The 21,074-nt window shown below is 46.6% G+C and carries 18 protein-coding genes; 12 read left to right on the forward strand and 6 right to left on the reverse strand.

Annotated features, from left to right (window positions below):
- Positions 1-227: 227 nt before the first annotated feature.
- From ACUC6J_RS01595 to ACUC6J_RS01605, 3 genes are all read left to right on the forward strand, one after another.
- Positions 228-2,663 carry a LamG-like jellyroll fold domain-containing protein gene (locus ACUC6J_RS01595; RefSeq protein WP_447249643.1) on the forward strand — a complete coding sequence of 812 codons (2,436 nt, stop codon included), beginning with the start codon at positions 228-230 and terminating at the stop codon, positions 2,661-2,663.
- 384 nt (positions 2,664-3,047) lie between these two features.
- On the forward strand, positions 3,048-3,248 hold the full coding sequence (locus ACUC6J_RS01600; protein ID WP_007428290.1) for a cold-shock protein: 201 nt from the start codon (positions 3,048-3,050) through the stop codon (positions 3,246-3,248).
- Positions 3,249-3,379: 131 nt separating this feature from the next.
- The gene (locus ACUC6J_RS01605) at positions 3,380-3,595 is read left to right on the forward strand and encodes a cold-shock protein (protein WP_013308357.1); all 216 of its coding nucleotides are present in this window, start codon (positions 3,380-3,382) and stop codon (positions 3,593-3,595) included.
- A gap of 82 nt (positions 3,596-3,677) precedes the next feature.
- On the opposite strand, the gene ACUC6J_RS01610 is transcribed toward ACUC6J_RS01605, so the two are convergent.
- The gene (locus ACUC6J_RS01610; protein WP_447249644.1) at positions 3,678-4,502 is read right to left on the reverse strand and encodes an alpha/beta fold hydrolase; all 825 of its coding nucleotides are present in this window, start codon (positions 4,500-4,502) and stop codon (positions 3,678-3,680) included.
- A gap of 186 nt (positions 4,503-4,688) precedes the next feature.
- Here ACUC6J_RS01610 and ACUC6J_RS01615 point away from each other — a divergent pair, with 186 nt between their 5' ends.
- Positions 4,689-5,021, forward strand: a complete 333-nt coding sequence (locus tag ACUC6J_RS01615; RefSeq protein ID WP_016820215.1) for a hypothetical protein — start codon at positions 4,689-4,691, stop codon at positions 5,019-5,021.
- Between the two features lie 50 nt (positions 5,022-5,071).
- Here ACUC6J_RS01615 and ACUC6J_RS01620 read toward each other — a convergent pair whose 3' ends face one another.
- Together ACUC6J_RS01620 and ACUC6J_RS01625 are read right to left on the reverse strand one after the other, a co-directional pair.
- The gene (locus ACUC6J_RS01620) at positions 5,072-5,617 is read right to left on the reverse strand and encodes a GNAT family N-acetyltransferase (protein ID WP_016820216.1); all 546 of its coding nucleotides are present in this window, start codon (positions 5,615-5,617) and stop codon (positions 5,072-5,074) included.
- Between the two features lie 259 nt (positions 5,618-5,876).
- Entirely contained in the window at positions 5,877-6,449 is a 573-nt protein-coding gene (locus ACUC6J_RS01625) for a hypothetical protein (RefSeq protein ID WP_016820217.1), read from the reverse strand.
- Between the two features lie 213 nt (positions 6,450-6,662).
- On the opposite strand from ACUC6J_RS01625, the gene ACUC6J_RS01630 reads away from it, so the two are divergent.
- From ACUC6J_RS01630 to ACUC6J_RS01655, 6 genes are all read left to right on the forward strand, one after another.
- The gene (locus ACUC6J_RS01630; RefSeq protein WP_017425681.1) at positions 6,663-7,076 is read left to right on the forward strand and encodes a GntR family transcriptional regulator; all 414 of its coding nucleotides are present in this window, start codon (positions 6,663-6,665) and stop codon (positions 7,074-7,076) included.
- Positions 7,073-7,786: an ABC transporter ATP-binding protein gene (locus tag ACUC6J_RS01635; protein ID WP_016820219.1), complete on the forward strand. Its 714-nt coding sequence runs from the start codon at positions 7,073-7,075 to the stop codon at positions 7,784-7,786. The genes ACUC6J_RS01630 and ACUC6J_RS01635 overlap by 4 nt, the downstream gene beginning before the upstream one ends.
- Positions 7,783-8,550 carry an ABC-2 transporter permease gene (locus ACUC6J_RS01640; RefSeq protein ID WP_017425682.1) on the forward strand — a complete coding sequence of 256 codons (768 nt, stop codon included), beginning with the start codon at positions 7,783-7,785 and terminating at the stop codon, positions 8,548-8,550. Before ACUC6J_RS01635 ends, ACUC6J_RS01640 begins: the two co-directional genes overlap by 4 nt.
- Positions 8,551-8,589: 39 nt before the next feature.
- The gene (locus tag ACUC6J_RS01645; protein WP_017425683.1) at positions 8,590-9,075 is read left to right on the forward strand and encodes a cytochrome c biogenesis protein CcdC; all 486 of its coding nucleotides are present in this window, start codon (positions 8,590-8,592) and stop codon (positions 9,073-9,075) included.
- Between the two features lie 362 nt (positions 9,076-9,437).
- Positions 9,438-10,655, forward strand: coding sequence for a stalk domain-containing protein (locus tag ACUC6J_RS01650; RefSeq protein ID WP_025363770.1), 1,218 nt, complete (start codon positions 9,438-9,440; stop codon positions 10,653-10,655).
- 88 nt (positions 10,656-10,743) lie between these two features.
- On the forward strand, positions 10,744-11,421 hold the full coding sequence (locus ACUC6J_RS01655; protein WP_090890772.1) for a hypothetical protein: 678 nt from the start codon (positions 10,744-10,746) through the stop codon (positions 11,419-11,421).
- Between the two features lie 95 nt (positions 11,422-11,516).
- Here ACUC6J_RS01655 and ACUC6J_RS01660 read toward each other — a convergent pair whose 3' ends face one another.
- From ACUC6J_RS01660 to bglX, 3 genes are all read right to left on the reverse strand, one after another.
- Complete coding sequence (locus ACUC6J_RS01660) at positions 11,517-12,521, reverse strand: LacI family DNA-binding transcriptional regulator (RefSeq protein WP_016820223.1); 1,005 nt, start codon at positions 12,519-12,521, stop codon at positions 11,517-11,519.
- A gap of 165 nt (positions 12,522-12,686) precedes the next feature.
- The gene (locus ACUC6J_RS01665; RefSeq protein WP_447249645.1) at positions 12,687-16,127 is read right to left on the reverse strand and encodes a GH36-type glycosyl hydrolase domain-containing protein; all 3,441 of its coding nucleotides are present in this window, start codon (positions 16,125-16,127) and stop codon (positions 12,687-12,689) included.
- Between the two features lie 13 nt (positions 16,128-16,140).
- On the reverse strand, positions 16,141-18,315 hold the full coding sequence (gene bglX / locus ACUC6J_RS01670) for a beta-glucosidase BglX (RefSeq protein ID WP_447249646.1): 2,175 nt from the start codon (positions 18,313-18,315) through the stop codon (positions 16,141-16,143).
- A 572-nt stretch (positions 18,316-18,887) separates the two neighbouring features.
- On the opposite strand from bglX, the gene ACUC6J_RS01675 reads away from it, so the two are divergent.
- Positions 18,888-20,141 (forward strand): sugar ABC transporter substrate-binding protein, encoded by a 1,254-nt coding sequence (locus ACUC6J_RS01675; RefSeq protein ID WP_029514783.1) that lies wholly within the window; start codon positions 18,888-18,890, stop codon positions 20,139-20,141.
- 36 nt (positions 20,142-20,177) lie between these two features.
- Positions 20,178-21,062 carry a carbohydrate ABC transporter permease gene (locus tag ACUC6J_RS01680; RefSeq protein WP_016820227.1) on the forward strand — a complete coding sequence of 295 codons (885 nt, stop codon included), beginning with the start codon at positions 20,178-20,180 and terminating at the stop codon, positions 21,060-21,062.
- The last annotated feature ends 12 nt before the right edge of the window (positions 21,063-21,074 follow it).

Raw genomic sequence — 21,074 nt, forward strand, 5'->3', positions numbered from 1 at the left:
ATATTCATTGAATAATATAGAGATACGATTAACCGCCAGGTTTGAATCGTCCTTCTAACAAAAGGAGGTTTTATTTTTCATATTGGTTGAAAGCGCTTTAATTCGGAGAGGGGGATGATCAGCATTTAATTTAAGAGTGGAGAAGTTAATACAAACATAATCCTGACCGTCTTATTCATTATTGTTTTATGTTAGCAGGAATGTTCAAAACGAGAGGAGATTGATTTATGAAGCAATTATTTGTTCGTAAAGTAACGGCTGCTTCTCTGGCAGGTGCGCTGTTGTTGCCTGCTTCTTTGGTGGGCGCCGAGTCCACACTCAATTCAGATACAGCTGGGATTCAAAGTCTGGAGCAAACCACCCTTCAACCTCAAGGTCTGGATAACATTTTAAGCCAAAGTAAAAAGGCTGTTTCCTTCAAGGAGACTTCCGTACATGATCCATCCATCCTGAAAGTGAAAGATACATTTTACATTTTTGGTTCACATCTGGCGGCTGCCAAGTCCAAAGACCTCATGAATTGGGATACAATTGCGACAGGTGTGGCAAATGGTAATGTATTGATTCCCAACGTCAAAGAGGAATTAAAGGAAGCGCTGGATTGGGCGCAGACAGACACGCTGTGGGCAGCGGATGTCATTCAACTGGCGGATGGTAAGTTTTATATGTACTATAACGCTTGTAAAGGAGACTCCCCGCGTTCAGCTATGGGCCTAGCGGTTGCTGATAAAATTGAAGGACCTTATAAGAATAAAGGAATTTTCCTGAAGTCCGGTATGTGGGATCAACCGAGTGAAGATGGGACGATCTATGACGCAACCAAGCATCCCAATGCCGTAGACCCTGACACTTTCTATGATAAGAACGGCAAGCTGTGGATGGTATATGGCTCCTACTCCGGAGGCATTTTCATTATGCAGATGGATGAAAAAACAGGGAAGCCTTTACCAGGCCAAGGCTACGGGAAAAAACTGACGGGCGGTAACCATGCTCGTATGGAGGGGCCGTACATACAATACAGTCCACAAACGGACTACTATTACTTGTTCCTGTCCTATGGCGGATTGTCAGCGGATGGCGGATATAACTTGCGTGTGGCTCGGTCCAAAACACCGGATGGTCCTTTCTACGATGCTGAAGGAAACGACATGATCAAGGTTAAAGCGAATCCTGACAAACCTCTTTTTGATGACGCTTCCATTGAGCCATACGGCGTCAAGTTAATAGGTAATTACCTAATTCCAAGAGAAATTGGTGATCCGGGAACAGGGCTGGGAACAGGCTATGTGTCGCCCGGACACAACTCGGCTTATTATGATCCCAAGACGAAAAAGCATTTTGTCATTTTTCACTCCCGTTTTCCGGGGAGAGGTGAGCAGTTTGAAGTGCGTGTACATGAAATGTTCATGAACGCCGATGGTTGGCCTGTAGTTGCTCCTTATCGCTATTCAGGAGATGAGGATTCACTGAAAAAGCTGTCAGAGAAGGATGTCATCGGCCAATACTCGTATGTAAATCACGGGAAGGAAATTTCGGCCAATATTAAGCAAGCTGTTACCGTCAATCTGGATCACGGTGGCAAACTGTCTGGCGGAGTGAACGGTACATGGAAGCTGGGGGCAGACAATCAGCTGGAAATTACAGCAGATGGTGCGAAGTACAAAGGGGTATTCCTGCGGCACCGTGATCCAGACACGGGAGCCAAAACCCTTGCTTTTACCGCACTGTCCTCCAAGGGTGTTGCAGTATGGGGTTCGCTAAAGCCTGACCTGAAGGCCAGCAAGATTGTAGCTGCGGTGCAGAAGGATCTGAGTCTAGGCGACACAAGCAACGTTTTTTATGATCTCACGCTACCTACTCAAGCTGCACAAGATACCACGATTTCGTGGGAATCTTCCCGCCCTGAGATTATTTCTGTCACTGGTGAAGTGTACCGTCCAGAAGCCGGTTCCCAGCCTGCAGCAGTTACATTGACGGCGACTATTAAAAAGGACAAAGTAACAGCAAAGAAAAGTTTTAGTGCCATTGTTCCCGAGCAGGCTCAAGGCCCTCAGCTCGCACGTTACTCGTGGAGTGAGGATCAAGGAACTTCGGTTGTCGACAGCACATATAATCAACTCGACGGTAAGGCCTATGGTGGTGCCACATGGGATAAAGATGGGAAGCTTGGCGGTGCTCTTGCCCTGAACGGCAAGGATGGTTACGTGCAGCTGCCCAACACGGTAACGGATGCGAAGGACTTTACCTTTTCCGCGTGGGTGAACTGGAAGGGCGGAGCCGCTTGGCAACGGATTTTTGATTTCGGCAACGGCCAGGCTCGTCATATGTTCCTCACCCCTTCCCAAGGAAGCGGTGTACTCCAGTTTACAATCCATGAAGGTACGGATCAGAGCCTGCTCTCCAAATCATCATTACCTCTAAACCAGTGGACCCATGTGGCGGTTACACTGGAGGGGAATACAGGGAAGCTGTATGTAAATGGTGAAGAAGTAGCTGTAAATGACGGTATTACCTTTAACCCTAATGAGTTGCTGACAAACGAAGCGTATCTCGGTAAAAGCCGCTTTGTCGCTGATGCCTACTTTAACGGCAGCATGGACGAGGTACAGTTATATAACAAAGCGCTGACAGCAGAGGAAATTAAAGCACTAGCGGATTTGTAATTAAAATGAGCAAATAAAGCAGGGGATGGACTTTTTCTCAAGAAGTTCATCTCCTGCGCAACGTTGTGTATATTTATTTCTTGATTACTGGTATAATAGGAAGCAATTGCGGATATAATGTTTTAAGTAGGCGTTAATGACTCACTCTTGTCTAATGAAGACAGCTTGAGGCAGCAATAGATGACATAAGCACTCTGCATAAATTAAATTCTCCAGTGCTTGCGTTTTCAATACACTTATGGTAATATGAGTATATTGAAATTGTGACCTGAGATTCACATATTGTAGAGGGTTATTGTTTTAGGTTGAAATAACCTTGTGCAATATGTGAATTTTTATTTGTAAAAAATAAAGGTCATATAAATATATTTTGGAGGTAATTCCATGCAAACAGGTACAGTTAAATGGTTTAACGCAGAAAAAGGTTTCGGTTTCATCGAAGTTGAAGGTGGAAGCGATGTATTCGTACACTTCTCCGCAATCCAAGGCGAAGGTTTCAAATCTTTGGACGAAGGCCAACGCGTAGAATTCAACGTAGTTGAAGGAAACCGTGGACCACAAGCTGAGAACGTTGTAAAACTGTAATTTTAAATTACAGCCTACTTCAGATGCCCCGAACATAGCGTTTGGGGCATTTGTTTTTATCTGTTCACAAGACCGTTTTTGAACTGATTACATCTTATCGCTTTATAAATCATGAAGAAAGAGGGATGTTTATGTACAATTCACGGAAAAAGCCAATGGATGAAATTCCTGAGGAAATTACAACTGTTTGGAATTGCGCCAGTGATACATGCAACGGCTGGATGCGGGATAACTTCGCTTTTTCTGTCGAGCCGACATGCCCCATTTGCGGTTCTGCCATGGTGAAGGGCGAGAAAAAGCTGGCTGTTTTAAACAATACGAGCTTTAATCATACCAAACAATCCTAAGCGGATACATGTTTGTAGTAAAAGATGCCCCATAGCCATAACGGCGCTGAGGCGTCTTTTTTGTTTTTCTGAGAACAGGCTTTCAATTAGGGTGTATAGAGGATGGGGATAGTATGCTCAGTAAGGTGGAATTAAATTCAGGTAGTGCCTCATAAAATACACCGTGACCACTTCGTTCGAAAGGAATAAGCCTGGAGCCGGCAATTCCTTTTTGAGTTTGGAGCGCTAGAGGGAAAGGGCAGACCCGATCCAGCTTGCCGTGTAGAATCCACGTAGGCACGTGTATACATGGCAAATCGGGCCGTAAATCAGAGTCACGCAGTGAATACAAAGTACAAGCCATGCTATGAACCGAAGCCGCAAAGCCCTGATCACGTAACCAGTCACGTAAACTCTGGCTGACGGGTTTGGCGAACAACATTTCGCCAAATGATGTTACCAGTTGCGGACGATCTGTATAGGCTTGTGTGATGAGTTTATCTACCTCTGCGACAGGAGTGCCGTAAGGAAAGTCGCTGGTTGGGGTAAACCGAGGCGTGGCAGCTCCGATCAAAATTAGCTGATCAACACCCCATCCCCTATGTCTGCTCATGTAGCGCGTGACAATTGCTCCCCCCATAGAAAAACCGATCAGCCGTATATGGCTTAATTGAAGGGCCTGTATAACAGCCAGGAGATCGTCTGCCAGTCGATCATAATTGTAGCCATGCCATGGTCGATCAGACTTCCCGAACCCCCTAAGATCAACTTGAATACAGCGGTATCCGTAAGCAGGCAACTGGGCAACCTGGTATTCGTACATTCGATGGTCCAGCGGCCAGCCGTGCACCATCAAAACAGGGACGCCATCTCCTATATCTTCTACATACAGCTTAACGCCACGTTCCACTTCAATATAATATCCCATGATGCTCCCCCCTTTAAAAATCACGAAATTTCGTTCTCTCTCACATATATGTAGTCAGGGCTTAGCTCATTCGGAAAAGGGGTGAGATCGCCGCTATACAAGTATAGAATTAGTAAAATATGTATGTCATCCTGCATGGGGATAGGATATACTTATGGAATGAAACAGCATTGGGAGAGTGGAACAATGACACCATCAAAAACATTAAAATGGATTACGGGCGGATTGGAGCTATTTTTTGCTATTCCTGTTTTGGGCGGGCTGCTCGTCATAAATTCTGCGTATACTGTATTGTTCTTTATGTTGATTTTCCACATTGTTACGTTGGTACTATCGGTGACTAATAAAGAGACTTATTATGGATCTATTTTAGGGATTGTGACCTCGGTTGTTGGGTGGATTCCATTTGTAGGCTGGTTAATGCACCTGCTCTCAGGCATATTTTTGATGATTACCGCAGCCCAACAGCCGCGAGACCATTATCGTAATCGCAATCCCTACGATGATTATCGCTACTAGGGCCAATATCGCCTCGAAATGATGGAAGATCCTGTGGAACAGGATCTTTTTTAGTTATGGAATCTTCCCATGATTATGGTGTTGTAGTATTGACCATCTGAGAGAATCTTGTCGTTTTTTAATAACCCTTCGATTTCAAATCCATGCTTTTTATAAAGTTCAATGGCTTTATTATTGGTTTCTAGAACTTGTAGGTTCATTTTCTGGATGCCGTTAGAGTCTGCCCAGGAAATAGACTCTTTCAAAAGATTCGTCCCGATTCCATACCCCCAGAAATCCTTTAGTACACACACACCGAATTCAACTTTATGAGCGAATCGACGCAGAACATGACCTTCACATCTTGAAAATCCAACGACTTTATCATGAACGACCGCAACTAAAAATAGATTTTTGGCGTGCTCTGTATCGGCTTTAATAAGCTGTTCAAAACCGGATGTACTTATGAATGCTTCTCCCTTTTCTCTGTCTAAATTTTCAGTCTCTCCATCCAACCGTAAGCGGATTTCAGACAAATTCATCGCATCTTGAATCATAGCCGATCTAATGATATAGCTTACTCCTTGTGCATGAAATTCCTGTTTATTTATTTTCATTACATACTCCTTTTGCTGAATCAGGATAAAAAATGTGATCTCTGGCTTAAGTTAGTTTACCACATATTGTATGAAGTGCATGAAAAATAAGCCTGTCCTCTTCTGTTGTATCGTAGCAGAGGGCAGGCTTATTCATTCTCGATCCGTACAGGGAGGCCGGATGGAGATTTATTATTGTGGAGTGGCTGTGTCAGATTAACAAATCGTTCTTATGAATGTGACTTATCGAGCTACAGCTTTTGGAAAACAGAAGCTGTAGCTATTTTTGCTTATCAGAGGCTTTAGCTGCATTTGGCTTAGCAGGAGCCTTAGCCGCATCTGTTTTAGCTGGAGCTTTACCTGCTTCTCCTTTAGCCCCGTCTACTGGTGGCTTAGAGGGCTTAACGCCATTCACCATATCGGTAATCATTTGCTTCAGATTGGAAACACGCTGATTATATTCGCTTGCGGTAATCTTGCCATTTTGTTTTTCCGTAGCGAGTTTTGACTTCATATCCGAAACCATCACATCAATTACGGAGTTTACGCTCACGCCTTGTGCTTTGGCGATCGTAGCAAGGGATTTACCAGCCTTCAACTGTGTATCCAACTGACTGGAGGACAATTTCAATAGTTTCAGGAGAGCCTTGTTCTCAGCATAGTTTCCTCCTGCGATTTGTGGACCGTTAGCATCGCCAGGGTTTCCCTTAGGTGCCTGTGCTTTGCTTGCAGTAGGAGCCTTCTCAGGTGTAGTTGAAGCAGCATGGGCTGCGCCTGTGGAGTACAGCGCTCCGCCTCCTAAAAATGCCAACGCCAACGTTCCGGCCAAAATTGTTTTCTTGGTGCTCTTCATCTTCATTTTCCACCTTTCGTTTATGGTTTGTTTGGTACGTGATACATCATAAGGGATTAACTTGAATGCTATCTGAGCGCAAGCTGAGCATTTACTGAATGGAATTTGGATGGCAGGACTAGCATTTTAACGAATTGCTATTGTATTACGTGTATTAAGTGATATAATACACTACAGGCACGATAGATACAGCCGAATTAGGGGGAAACACCCATGGAAGAACAACGGGTTGGCTCGTTCCGATTTTTAATAGACTTTAGCCAGCCATTATATGAACAAATATTAAATCAAGTACGAAGCTCCATTGCTAAAGGAGAGATTGAAATGGGAAGCAAAATGCCATCTGTGCGTGATCTGGCGCAGGAATTGCGTATGAATCCGAATACCGTGATGCGGGCGTATCAGGAGCTGGAACGGGACGGATTGACTGAGAAGCGACGCGGTCTGGGTACGTATGTAACTTCGTCCAGTGAGCGGATTGCCAGCTTTCGGGAACAATTGGCTATGTCGTATATAGATCAGTTTCTCGGACAGATGAGCAGCCTGGGATTATCCTGGGAAGATGTACAGCAATATATAAGAAGCCGACAGGACGGAGATCACAAGGAAGAAGGCGAAAAGGCATGACGGAGTCTGTGGTAACCGCAAAGCAACTGATGAAGCAATATGGAAATAAAAAAGCATTGGACCAACTGGATGTCGTCATTCCAGCAGGACGTATTGTAGGTGTGCTTGGGCCCAATGGCTGCGGGAAGTCCAGCCTCTTTCGAGCCATCACGGGGTTAATTCAGCCGGACGGGGGCGAGCTTCAGGTGCTGGGCCAACAGCCTGGCTGGGAAACCAACCGGAATATATCTTATCTTCCTGACCGGGCACGCTGGTATCCCAATCATACAGTTCAGCAGACGCTGGAATGGGGGAAGTCCTTTTTGCCTGGCTTCAATATAGAGGATGCCTATAAACTTGCTGACCATATGGATGTGGAATTGGAGCTAAAGATGGCCGGGTTGAGTCGCGGACAGGAGGCACGTGTGCTGCTGATTCTGTGCCTGGCACGAGAAGTACCGCTTATGATCCTGGATGAACCTTTTGTAGGCATTGATGTCCTCTCTAGAGAAGCGATCGTAGCTGGGATTATTGATTATTTGGAGGATCGGCAACAATCTATACTCATTAGCACACATGATATTCAGGAAGTGGAAGGCTTGTTTGATTACACGGTCATGATGGACCGCGGGCGAGTGATATGGTCTGGTGAATCGGATGATCTGCGTGCAGAGCATGGCTCGCTGAACCAGGTGTTCCGCAATTTGTACAAAAGGGAGTGGAAGGCGTGAATTCATCCGGGCTGTTCAAAGATTTAATACGCCATGAATTTCGAAATAAAGGAAGCTGGAGAAAGCAAAGCCGCAATCGACTGCCCAGATCGTGGAGACTTGTATATTTCTCACTATTTCTAATTGCGGCGTTCGCGATCTCCTTGTACTTCGCTCTTCACAACCAACTCGAATTGACAAGGCTGTGGTATGTCACCCTGGGCTTGCCGTACATGATTGTTTTCATGGGTGTGGGAATGCTGAGAAGAGAATGGGAAAATGACACCTACGGATGGTGGCTGACCCTTCCCTATCCGCGTATGTGGCTAATTAGCGCCAAATGGATTGCTGCTATTTTACAAACCATTGTCGTGATATTGCTCTTGTTTGTAGTAGGTTCTCTATACGCGCTATTTATCTCATCGACCATACAGGCTTATACGTTTGCGGATGCAGCGTCTTTTATGATAGCCGGCTTAAACTGGTTTGTAATGATTATCGCCTTTACGCCGTTGGTTATTGCGCTGGGTCTGCTGACGGCCAGTACCAAATACAGCACCTTGCGGCCGCTTAGCCCAATCCTGTGGATTCTTTTGATGGGTGGAGGAAGCGTCTTTTATTGGTCAGGCGATCAGCGGATTTATGAGCAGTTTCATCATGTTCACAACGGACAGTGGTTTCCTTTTACCTGGCATTTTCCGGTTGCGGTGTTGATTAGTTGGGTTGCTGCATATGCATTGATCCGCTTGAACGCTTATTTGCTGGAGAAAAAACTGTCGATTTAACTTAGGATAAATGACTCTATATTAGAAAGGAATTTCACCATGGCGACAATCTTTATCTATGCATTGATGGCTGTTCTGGTGGGTCTGATGATTTGGTTGAGAACCAAAAGACGAAGGGGCCCGGTAAAGGGAAAAGGATTTCGGATTTTGCTCCCTATGTTTATCGCTTTCCCAGCTATGATGATATCGGTATATCAATTGATGCATATTCCTGGTCAAACGTACGCGCCTCCCGCCTTTTGGGAACTGCTGGTTGCTGGGTTATTAGGGGCTCTGTTTGGCTACGTTATTTTGCTGCATACGGCGTATGAAAGACGAGATGACGGTCTCATCTATCCCAAGCCGAACCAATATTTTAAGTATATTATTATCGCTATTATTTTGATTCGGGTTGTTCTGACTCAATACCTCAGTAGTTTGGGTACGACCGAAATTAGCATGCTGGCCATTACGATGGCGCTGGTATATATCTCAATCTGGCGAATTGGGAGCTTTATCAAGTTTCGGAGGACGTTATCTGTATAACAATATGAATGAGGTAACAGCGGCTTTCTATTCAAAAAGCGTCCATTCGCTTGGTGATAGGAGCCGCTTTTTTTGAGCTAACTTCATTAGTACATGTTATTTATAATAAAATAATGAGGATGATCATACATTGTTATTGCTTTCCATATCCTTTATTCGAAGGTTTGTGACTTGCATGACAACGGTCATAAGTATAAAAATTCAAAGGAGGGTTAATAAGGTTTCAAATGATTTAAATGGGGTTTAAAGTTAGATAGGTGGGGAAGAGTTCATACCTTCGTAGTTAACTGCAACCACATTAGTTACATAAAGAGAAATTGCATTCCATACTCTATTTTACAGGTTGAGAGGGGCTTACATTCATGAAAAAACATACGGTTACTGCTGCACTTGCTGGCTTGCTCGTTCTGTCTTCTGCTGTACCGGCTTTAGCAGCCGACGTAAAACCTACTACGGGTATCCAGGTTTGGGTAGATGGCAAGAAGGAGGCTTACAAAATTGCGCCTATCGTGAGAAATAAGCAGGTGTTGATCCCCCTGAGACAATTGGCTACTAGTTTAGGAATTCCGCTGGACGCCAAGCATATTACATTCAATACGGCGCGTCAAAGCACGACGATTCGTTATGATCAAGCGACGGTTGTACTGGTATCAGGCAGTCCGGAAGCGCAAATCAACGGGATTAAGGTACCACTATCCACCTCGACCATCTTGACCAAGCAAGGGGTAACCTATGTACCAGTTGATGTCGTCAAAGAAGCGTGGGGCAAGCAAGTGATTTGGGACCCGGCCAGCCAGACCTTGCAAATCGGGGTGAGTAATAAGGATAAGGTTGTAGAGATTCTGAAGAGCTTTGAAACGGGCGATACGAAAGCAGCTGAGGCTTGGATCAGCAAAGATCAGTACATTCAGCATAATCCGAGCTTTGCTAGCGGGAGAGATGCCTTTTTGCAAGGGATTAGCCAATCCAAGGGAGCCAATGTGCTGGTTGAAGTCCAGCGGGTTATTCAGGATGGCAATGATGTAGCAGTACATTATAAAAAGTCTATTGCAGGGAAAACGAGCATTGCTTTTGATATTTTCCGCTTCGATAGCAATGGTAAAATTGTTGAGCATTGGGATAACATGCAGGACTCGGCTCCAACCAATCCAAGTGGACATACCATGATTGACGGAACAACACAAGTCACGGATCTCAATCAAACCGAGACAAACAAAACGCTGATCCGCAAGTTTGTAGATGATGTGCTGGTTGGCAAAAATCGTGCAGCATTGGAAAGCTATTATAATGGGGATCAGTACATTCAGCATAATCCTCTTTTTGGTGACGGTGTATCCAGTCTGAAGCAAGCATTATCCGCTACGGGTCAAGGAGCTTCTATTGGATATGATCAGGTGCATATGGTTCTTGGAGAAGGCAACTTCGTGCTGGTTGTAAGTGAACTGAAATCTCCTAAGGGAATCTCAGCCGCTGTCTATGATCTGTTCCGTGTGGAGAACGGCAAAATAGCCGAGCATTGGGATGTAGTTCAGGAGATTCCAGCTAAAACAGAGTGGAAAAATACGAACGGCAAATTTTAAAGAATATGCTCGTCGTGTGATCTGATTAGCACTGTCCAGACCGTCCGGTTCCTGTTAAAATGGGGCAAACATATCAGGGGGTTGGACGGTGGAAGACTTGAAGCAACGTGTGGGTTGCCTGCATGCGCATCATTCGAACATTGCCTATGTGGAACGAGCTTTTGCTTCTTATGAGGTGGAGCTGGTACATTTTGTGGAACCGGGACTTATGCGCCGGGTATCGTCGGATCCGCATTTTTCTTCAGATGATGCCAGTCGCAAGGTAGAAGAGCAGCTGAGCTGGATGTCTCAAAGCGATCTAGACGTTATTTTGATAACGTGTACGAATTATATTGCTTTGGCGGAGAAGGCTCAAGGGTCAATGCCCACACCAATTGTCGCACTGGATGAGCCTCTATTTCATGAGATGTGTGATGATTTGCTGCCACGAACCTTGGTATTCACGAATCCGGCTACCGTAGAGGGCACGATGAAGCGTCTTTATCATACGGCCAATCTATTAGGCAAGCCGGACCTCTCTTCTTTAATAGAGGTCAAGGTGGTGGAGGGCGCTTTTGAACTGATTATGCAGGGACATAAAAATGAGTATGAGGAATTGCTGGTTCGTTCATTGCATGAATTGAGGAAGACTGATCCCAGCAGAGGGCTGGCTGTAGCACAGTTATCGATGGTTGATGCTGCGTTGCAGGTGGAGCTGGAGACAGGGCGGACGATTGCCAATCCCTTACGGTCGTTGGCGAATTTACTTGAGGTTTTGTTAGGTTAAATGAGTATAGCTAAAAGAACTTCCTACCCATTTTGGGACAGTGGAAGTTCTTTTTTTTTGGAAGTGGGTAGGTGGGGGCACTTCTGTACGATTCATTAGTGCTCCTGCTGGTCTTGGGTGATGAGCGCCGCGCCTGCCGATTCTCTTTGGACAAGCGTAACGTACAACCGTTCATGCTCCACGTCTTCCCCGGCAATGATTTTGAGAACCTGTTCAGCGGCTACAGCGCCCCATTTGCGCTTGGAGTAGTCTATCGTTGTCAGCCGGGGCTGAATATATTGCGCCAGCTCGATATTATCAAAACCTACGATATGGACATCCTTGCCAATGGTAAGCTCTGACTGAGCCATTCGATTGTAAAAGCCTACGGCCATTTCATCATTGAGACAAAATACAGCTACAGGTTCCGAATCCGGGCGAGTCTGCTGCTGCAAAATGATCTCAGCCGCCTGCTCACCGCCCGATTTCTCGAAATTGCCGTCAATTTCGATTATCTCGGCGACACCGCTACGCTCAATGGTCTGCTTGACCGCCTGCATCCGCTGCCAGGAATCATAAGAACCTTCTGGTCCGGTCACAACATATAGCTTGCGGTGTCCCAATTCCAATAGATGCTCTATGGCGAGCGCGGCACCTGCTTTGTTATCCAGCAGCACCTGGTTAATGTTAGGATGATTCAGTTCGCGGTCCAATACGACAATTTTATGTCCGCGCTCGGCGTAGTTCAGCAGCTCCTGACTATCAAACGTCTGATCCAGTACGATGGCACCGTCAATCATGCGTTCTGGCAGCATTCGATGTGATTGCTTGCCGCTGCAGACAATGAGGTCATAGCCCTTGCGGTTCAAAATTTCCTTGATGCCGTACAGCAAATCTCCATAAACGTCTCCGCGAAAATCAGTCAGGAATACGCCAATAATTTTGGTTTGCCTTTTCTTGAGATTCCGTGCGGCGGCATTGGGCACATAGTTAAGCTCTTTGGCAATGGCCAAAATACGTGCGCAAGTCTCTTCTGTTACCTTATCGCTACCGTTCAAAGCATATGAAACGGTAGATATGGAAACGCCCGCCTGTTTGGCGATATCTTTAATGCTGACCACAACGTCACCTCCTTGTGTTCGTCTTATATGTGCTATTGTATATGGATTATTAACCACATATCTATTCAAAATGTCGTAGTTCTACATGCAAGCAGCAAAGGGCGATCCCGCAAGATCGCCATTCCTTTGTTGCCTATACCTGACTTTGCTTATGCATCATTCGATTTATAAAATAATCTCCAGACGGTGTACACCATCATGTTCTGCTAACGCCTGCTCGAAAGTCTCACGTTTGATGCGCAAGGCACCGGAACGATAGCGATTATCATCGGCTGGCTCACTTTCCAGAGGGGCACCGTTCAATACTGCACGGCCTTGCTCACCGCTCGTATGCTCTTGCAGCATGCGGTAGACGAAGGTGATTGGCTTTCCTGCAAAGGAAAATTTAAATTCCAATCCGTTGAGATCGTCCGGCAGCACAGGGTCCAGGATCAGGTCCTCGCCTGACTGACGAATACCAAGGACATTCGATATGAGCTGATTCATGTAGATTCCCGGACCGCTGGAATAGATTCTCCAGCCACCCTTGACGGGTACGGCTCCTTCCCGCAGTTCACCAAACCGTTCCTGTGCTTCATAGCGGGTGTTAAATTTACCGTCCGAGCTGCTGAAATACGCGTTGCTTTGACGCCATTCGGCATTCGGTACGGTTGCACGGATGCCGACCGGATTGATGAGCTTCAGGCTGTGCCAAGCGTCATCCTTGCGTCCTAACTTGGCCATGGCTTCCACAAAGCGGATATGAGCGTGCACATATTGCAGACCGACCTCACGTCCAAAGTTGGCCGCTTGCTCTGCGCGCTTGAAGTGCGAACTCACACCGCCATCATATTGAGCAGGGCGGTTCATCAGACGCACACCATCCGGGCAGAGGAACTGCTCGCGGATGAGCTGCTCATGAGCCAATGCTTGCTCAGGCGTGAGCAACTGGCTGATCATGCTGCGTGTCATCGGCAGCAAACGGTAGTGGATTCCCGTCTCGGTGTCGGACGGATGGAGCATGAGCTTGGGTTGACCAGGCTCTTCCATATATACAAAGCCTGGAATAATTCCGCTCTCCAGCATGTAGCGATTGAAGTCTTTACGGATGCCGTTCGCCATCTGATGTAAATCTTGTGCAATCTTATCCGCTTCGCTTACTACATTTGCTGGAGCTTGCTCCAACGCAGCAGCAAAGTTACGAATCACTTGGTAGGTGAGTGCAACCGTCCAACTGCTCGCCATGTATTGCTTCAGTTGCGCATTGGCTGGCTGGAGAGTGTCATCCCAATCGCCATCGCCATAAGCCGATAAGTACGTATCATGCAGGAAATTCTCTCGAATATATTCGATTTCCTTCAGGGCATGTTCCATAAGGGTCGCAGTCTGCTTGGTATAATCGAAAGTATGCCGATGGGTGTAAGGCACATTTTCTCCCAGAATACTGTAATCACGGGTAGCGGTCAAATAATCGCCCAGTACCTTGAGCGGCCAAACGATAATATCCCCATGGCTTTCTTCTTGCTGCACGTGAGTATAGTTGTCAAACATAAACCATTGCGGCCAGTTTCCGCTGTCTTCATACTGATGGCTGAATACAGTTAGCAAAATAGAACGAACCTCGTCAAACTTCTGCACAGCCGAGAAGTATTCTACAGGCCCCTGACATACATCGCGTGTCCCCCAGGCCGCACCGCCATATTGCTCCAGACCGTGAGGTACAGAGTAGTGGACGAGCATATTGTGGGTGTACCACCAGGCCACTGCGTTCACACGGAATAGCTCGCTGGTTTCCTGCTGGCCAAGCGTCAGATGGAAGCCATTCATAAGCTCCGCAAAATATTCCCGATAGCGCTCGCGCTCATCTTCAAAGGAGGCGTGAGGCTCCTTGTGTGCTCGGTCCTTTCCGGTCGAGCGGCCATGCAGCCAGCCCTGTACAGTGCAGGTCCATTCGCTGCTGTCGCCCAGTTCCAAAACGACCAGTGACGCATCAGGAGATGCTCCACCCTGTAGCAGTGCTTGAGCGTCGCTCACATGCTGTAATGGAGCGCCCTCTACGTGCATTCGGTAAAGCAGGTCGGGATAGGCCTCGGCGCTCAGGGAAACGGAATCAGCTCTAAAGAGCAGGTCGTCACCTTCGCGTTCCATATGAAACGGAAGCTCATATTCGTTCACATGCATACACATTTGCTGAGTGATCAGGAATGGGTAGGCTTTACCACTTGCCGAGCGCATGTGAAGCCGCACTTCCGGGCTATCGGCATTCGTATGGTTTGTAATAATGAATGTATCGTCAGCTGTCTTGTAATACCAGCGCACATAATTAAAGCCAATCTCAAACAGGGAAGGCATGGTGAGCAGGCGATATTTTCCTTGAATTCCGACGTAGATACGTTGACCGGATGTCTTAGGAATGTTGAGCGCATTACGAACGTTGGTGATCATTTTGTTGAAATTCGTATTGCCGATCACGAGCTGGGAATTGAATACCCCGTACATATAGGAAGTGGTTGTAATGGTTTCTTCCTTACCTCTAGAGTAATGCCCACCCATTAAAATGTGTCCGTGAGGACGCTCTACACGAAGCTCTTTGGATTTGAGTACGACATGCTCATAGCTATCCGTGAAAAAGGAAAGTAGTGTATCGCCATCCCGTTCTTCTTCCTGGCGTTTCGGGAAAAGCTGATTCACTTCGGCATCGGTCAAGTCCAGTGTGCGCAGCGGTTCACCGATGGTTTGAGCTGGGGCCACACGCCCTGCCTGAAGATCACTTGCCGCGTGTGCTGGTATGCTGGTCTCAGAAGCGTCCGCTAGAACGGTAGCTACTTCATCGCGTGCTTTGGTTACCAGGTCCTGATACTCCAGCTTCGTCACTGCAGCCGGATGGCTCGGCTGGAACAGACCGTAAAACGTAAAGCGAGCTTCCCCAGCGAGTTTTACCCGCTCAGATTGCAGCGCCGTATAAGCGAATTCGTATTGATACACTTCATTGGCGAGCGTGTCGCGGCGCAGTGCTTCCGGCTCATTCGTTTCCTTGTAAGAAAGTCCAAAGAACTGAAATCCGTCTGTCGAGTAACCAACAGTGCGGGTTAACGAGCCTTGTTGAATGTATGGGAATGCCTGACTTTGAGGCTGGTTTTGACGTGAGCAAACGGTATAGCCTCTTTGTTCATCATGATAGACAGTATGGTCAATATATTGAGACAAATAAGCTTCATTACTGCGCACAGCAGCGGTATCGGCAATGCCGATATCCTGACCGTACACAATATCTGCTTCAACATCATCGCCCTGTAGGGTTACATCCCAGAACCATACTCCCAGGCGGCTGAGTGTGAAGGTCACCTGATAGCCTACACCGGCAGTGAACCCTTCCCATATAATCTGCTGATCCGTTTGTCGGATTACGCCGGGCGAACGAACTCCCAGCAGAGGAGTGATGCTTACGCCGGAAGGACGATACAGTCTCAAGTACAGATTGTTCAGGGAACCATCGACTGAATTGGTCAACAGTTGGTTGATCATCGTTGAGCCGTGAGCGATCTTGTACACATCACCGCTGCTTAAGAAGGTAAAAGACAGGTCTCCGGCCCGCAGCAAAATATTTTGGTCTAGACTTGTATTCATCAAAGGGAACGCCTCACTTTCCTGTTTCTTTTACTAACCGAAAACGGCCTTCAGTAGTATCTCGGCTGTTAGGTCCTGTAAAGACGGCGAATTCACCGCTGTCACTGTCAAAGCTCAAATCTGCATGATGATAGCGCAGCTGAGGCTCGGTCAATGTAAACTCCACTTCCCGGCTTTCGCCTGGGGCAAGCAGGATTTTGCAGAAATCTTTCAGTTCCTTCATGGGGCGAACCGTATCACCGCTGATATCACGGACATAGAACTGAACGGTCTCCTCGACTGGACGTGTTCCTGTGTTCGTTACCTGCACTCTAACGGTCAGTTCTTGACCGGGAATAAGAGTATCGCCTGAAAGTTGTAAGCTGTCATAGGCTACATCGGTGTAGCTCAGGCCATAGCCGAACGGGAATAAAGGTTCGTTCGGTACGTCTAGATATTGAGACACGTAGCGTTCTGTTGTGTTCGGATCTAACTGCGGACGTCCAGTATTAAAATGATTGTAATACACTGGCACCTGTCCGACCGATTGCGGGAAGGACATCGTCAGACGACCCGTAGGTTCAGCATCACCGTATAACAAATCGGCAATTGCCGCGCCGCCTTCGCCACCAGGGAACCAGGCTTCTAGTACAGCGTCTGCTTCTTCAATGACGCCGTGCAGATCCAATGGACGACCATTAAACAATACGGCTACCATGGGCTTGTTCAGTGTCTTCAGGCGTTTCACCAATTCCAATTGAGCCTGCGGCAGGCGAATATTTGAACGGCTGCCTGCTTCACCACTCATATCTGAGCGCTCGCCAAGCGCTAGTACGATGATCTCTGCTTGACTGGCAGCATGCAGAGCTTCTGCATATTGCTCCTCTGTTATGTTGTCTACAGAGCATCCTGCCGCTACCGTGAGCAGCGAGGAGGATATTTTCGATTGGAATCCATCAACAACACGAATGGCTTCCTCTTGTGAACCGCTCCATGACCAAGAGCCCAGAATATCGCCGCTCTCTGCAAAAGGCCCGATCAATGCAATATGTTGATTGCGATTCAATGGAAGCACAGAATCATTTTTGAGCAGCACGCATGATTTAATGGCTAGTTCTTTAGCAACCGCACGGTGGGCTTCGCAGAATACCACTTCACGTTCACGCTCAGGGTCTGCGCCGCGTAGCGGATTCTCGAACAAGCCCAGCTTTTGTTTGAGCTTCAATATACGCATCACGGCTTCATCAACGAGCGCTTCATCCAGCTGTCCGTTGCGAATCAGCTCAGGCAGGTGCCCATTGTAGCAGGAGGTCATCATTTCAATATCTACGCCTGCTAGCAATGCTTTTTTTGCTGCCTCCCGTTCATCCTCGGCGATGCCGTGAGGAATAAGCTCTTTGATCGCGGCCCAATCCGAAATGAGTACACCGTCAAAACCCCATTCATCACGAAGCAGATCACGCATCAGGCGCTTGTTGCCCGTTGCCGCTACGCCTTCTACGGTATTGAAGGACGTCATCACCATTTCGCAGCCTTCATCTAAAGCAGCTTTGTAGGAAGGGAGATAATACTCTCGCAGCTGCCATGCGGATACATCTACGGTATTGTAATCACGTCCGCCTTCACCGGCTCCATAAGCAGCAAAGTGCTTCACGCATGCGGCTACCCGCTCGGTATCATTCGTCAGATCATTACCCTGAAATCCGCGCACAAACGCACGGGCAAATTGACTGTTGAGATAAGGGTCTTCCCCAGTAGATTCCATTACACGACCCCAGCGTGGGTCACGTACCAGATCGACCATAGGAGCGAATGTGACGTGAACACCGGATACGGCTGCTTCCCGAGCAGCGATAGTAGCGCTCTCTTCTGCAAGTTCCATATCCCATGAGCAACCCATAGCCAGCGGTATAGGGAAAATCGTTTTGAAGCCGTGTACAATATCTGCCATAATTAAAAGCGGGATACCCAGACGGTTTTTACTCAAATGAGCCTGCTGAACACGAATTGCTTCCTGGGCTCCTGCAAGGCCGAGCACGGAACCAACGTTGTGAACCGTCTGCTCTGTGATGCCGAGAGAAGCCATAGGCCCAGTAATTTGGCCCTCTGTACCCGCTTCTTCAAAAAAGCCACCCACAAGCTGGAGCAGTTGGTCAACTTTTTCTTCAAGAGTCATGTTTTGTAAATAGGAATTCAGGTGTTGTTCCATCATAATCCTCCGTAAGCTGTTTGGTTGGTAAAACAGCTCTCTTTTTCAGATTCATGAGATTTTTTGGATAAAGTTGATTCAAAAAAGTGCTGAACAGGCTAATAGCTAGTATAGAAGCATAATCTTCTGTTGTATTATTAATCGAAACGTTTCTATTGTTGGACTCAGTTGGATTATATACGCTCCCAAATGGAGAGTCAAATGCAAAACGGGGGTTTTTTATAGGACAAATAGCGTAATAAAGATTGAAATAAATGAAAAAGAGATGCGATTCCAAGTAAATAAAAAATAATATCCCTATTGAATACGGTTTCAATTTGTTCTATAATGACTATCGAAACGTTTCTATTGATGAGTATGGTCCTTAGGCTTTAAACATAATTGTTATAACGGTATGCTTTAACTGCTATGTATTTGCATGTATCAGGATTTTGCAAAATTCGATTTCAGTCGCTCCAAATTGCAATATTTGGACATTGGAAGTCGCTTATTGAATTTTTGCAAAATTCATGTGCTTGAATCCGTTATCATATTGCATGATCGGTAAACTGATCATCTCGGGAGGAATTCGTATGATGAAAAGAACATTGGGGATCATTTTGGCAAGCACCTTATTACTGGGGGGTGCGTTGGTAGGCTGTTCATCCAAGGATGATTCGTCGGGCAAAGATGCAAATGGCAAGACGACCATCACCATGTGGGGAATGGGAGCGGAAGGGAAGTTGCTGCCTGAAATTGTAAAAGATTTTGAAAAAGAAAATCCAGATATTCACGTTGATGTACAGGCGTTGCCTTGGGATAACGCTCACGACAAATTGCTCACGGCGGTTGCCTCAAAATCAGGTCCAGATGTTGTCCAGCTCGGTACATCATGGGTGCCGGAATTAGCATCTGCGGGTGCACTAACAGACATCACGCCTTACATCAGCAAATACCCTGAGCTTGAAGCGAAAAATTTCTTCAAGGGCGCTGTGAGTACGGCTCAATTTGAAGCTAAACCGGTCGCCGTACCTTGGTACACTGAAACGCGAGTTTTATTCTATCGTTCGGACCTACTGAAACAGGTTGGATACAATGAAGCACCTAAAACGTGGGAGGAACTGTCCGATGCTGCTCAAAAACTAGCGGCTCGGGGTAAAGGCAAATATGGTATCTCCTTTAGTGCAAAGGAGCAGTCCATGGGCTTTATGTTTGCTCTCCAGAACGGTTCCAAGCTGGTTGACGAGCAGGGCAATCCGCTATTCAACCAAGCACCGTTTGTAGATGCTGTGAAGTATGTAAATACCTTTTTCCAAAATGGCTCTAACGCAGTGGATATTGGAATTGATTCCGTTCAAGGTTTGCAAGGCGAGGGGATCGTTCCAATGTTTATCAGCGGTCCTTTCATGATTAAAGAAATCAAGAGCAAGGCACCAGAACTGGAAGGCAAGTGGAATATTGCGGAGCTTCCTGGCAAAGTAAACAACCTATCCGTTTTGGGTGGAGCTAACCTTTCAATTATGAAATTCAGCAAGCACCCAGAGGAGTCGGCCAAATTCCTGGCTTACCTGAGCAAACCAGAAACACAACTGAAATGGATGGAGCTGTCCAGTAACTTGCCTGCGACTACTAAATCGTGGGAAGATGCCAAACTGAAGAGTGATCCGATGCTTCTGACGATTCGCAAACAGCTGGATCATTCCGCAGCATTGCCGCAACTGGCTGCATGGGAAGAGGTTTCTCAACAATTCATCAAGAGCTTTGAGCGTATTTACCGCGGTCATGCCGATGTACAGAAGGAAATGGATGACTTTAATCAGCAGGCTGCAAGTATAATGAAAAAATAATGATCCATATCCGTCATTGTCAAAGGGAGTGAAGGCATGAAAGGAAGCTCGCAGAAGCTTGCGCCATACTTGTTTATCGGTCCCTCCATCATCCTGTTAACGCTGTTTTCGTTATTGCCGATACTACTGGCGCTCGTGATCAGCTTCACGGATATGGATCTGTCCGGACTCGTTAATTATGAAAGTATTCGCTTTATAGGATTGGAAAATTACACGAACGTGCTTTTGGACCCTTCCTTTTTGAAGTCCATTGGGAATACGTTGTTCTTTGTTATCATTGGCGTTCCGCTGGTGCTGATATTTTCGCTCAGCATCGCGATTCTGATTAACATGGGTAAATCACGTGCTTTCAAAGTATTCCGCGTCGTGTTCTATCTGCCGTCCGTAACGAATGTGGTTGCGGTCGCAGTGGTTTGGAGCTATCTGTATAATCCGACGCTTGGGTTATTCAACTACGTGCTTGGTCTGGTGAATTTAGGTCCCGTCCCATGGCTGACCGATCCAACAGTAGCGAAAATTTCGCTGATTGTGTTAGCGGTTTGGCGGGGCATCGGTTTAAACATGATTATTTTTATTGCGGCTATTAAAGGCATTCCAGGCTCTTATTATGAAGCGGCCCAGCTTGACGGGGCCAATACATGGCAGCAAATTCGTTATATTACGCTGCCGCAGCTTCGTTACGCTATTTTCTTCGTGTCCATCACGACGATGATCGGCTGGCTGCAATTTTTCGAGGAACCTTTTGTCATGACCAAAGGGAAACCGCTGGACGGTACGCTGACGGCATCCTTGTTCATTTACAATAACGGCTTCCAATTTAGTAAATTCGGGTATGCCGCGGCGGGATCGTTCATTCTGTTCTTCGCGATCATCGCGGTAACGCTGATTCAGTTCCGTTTGCAAAATAAAGCGGAGTCCTGATAGAGAGAGGTG

It is taken from the genome of Paenibacillus sp. JJ1683 (genome assembly GCF_053006485.1).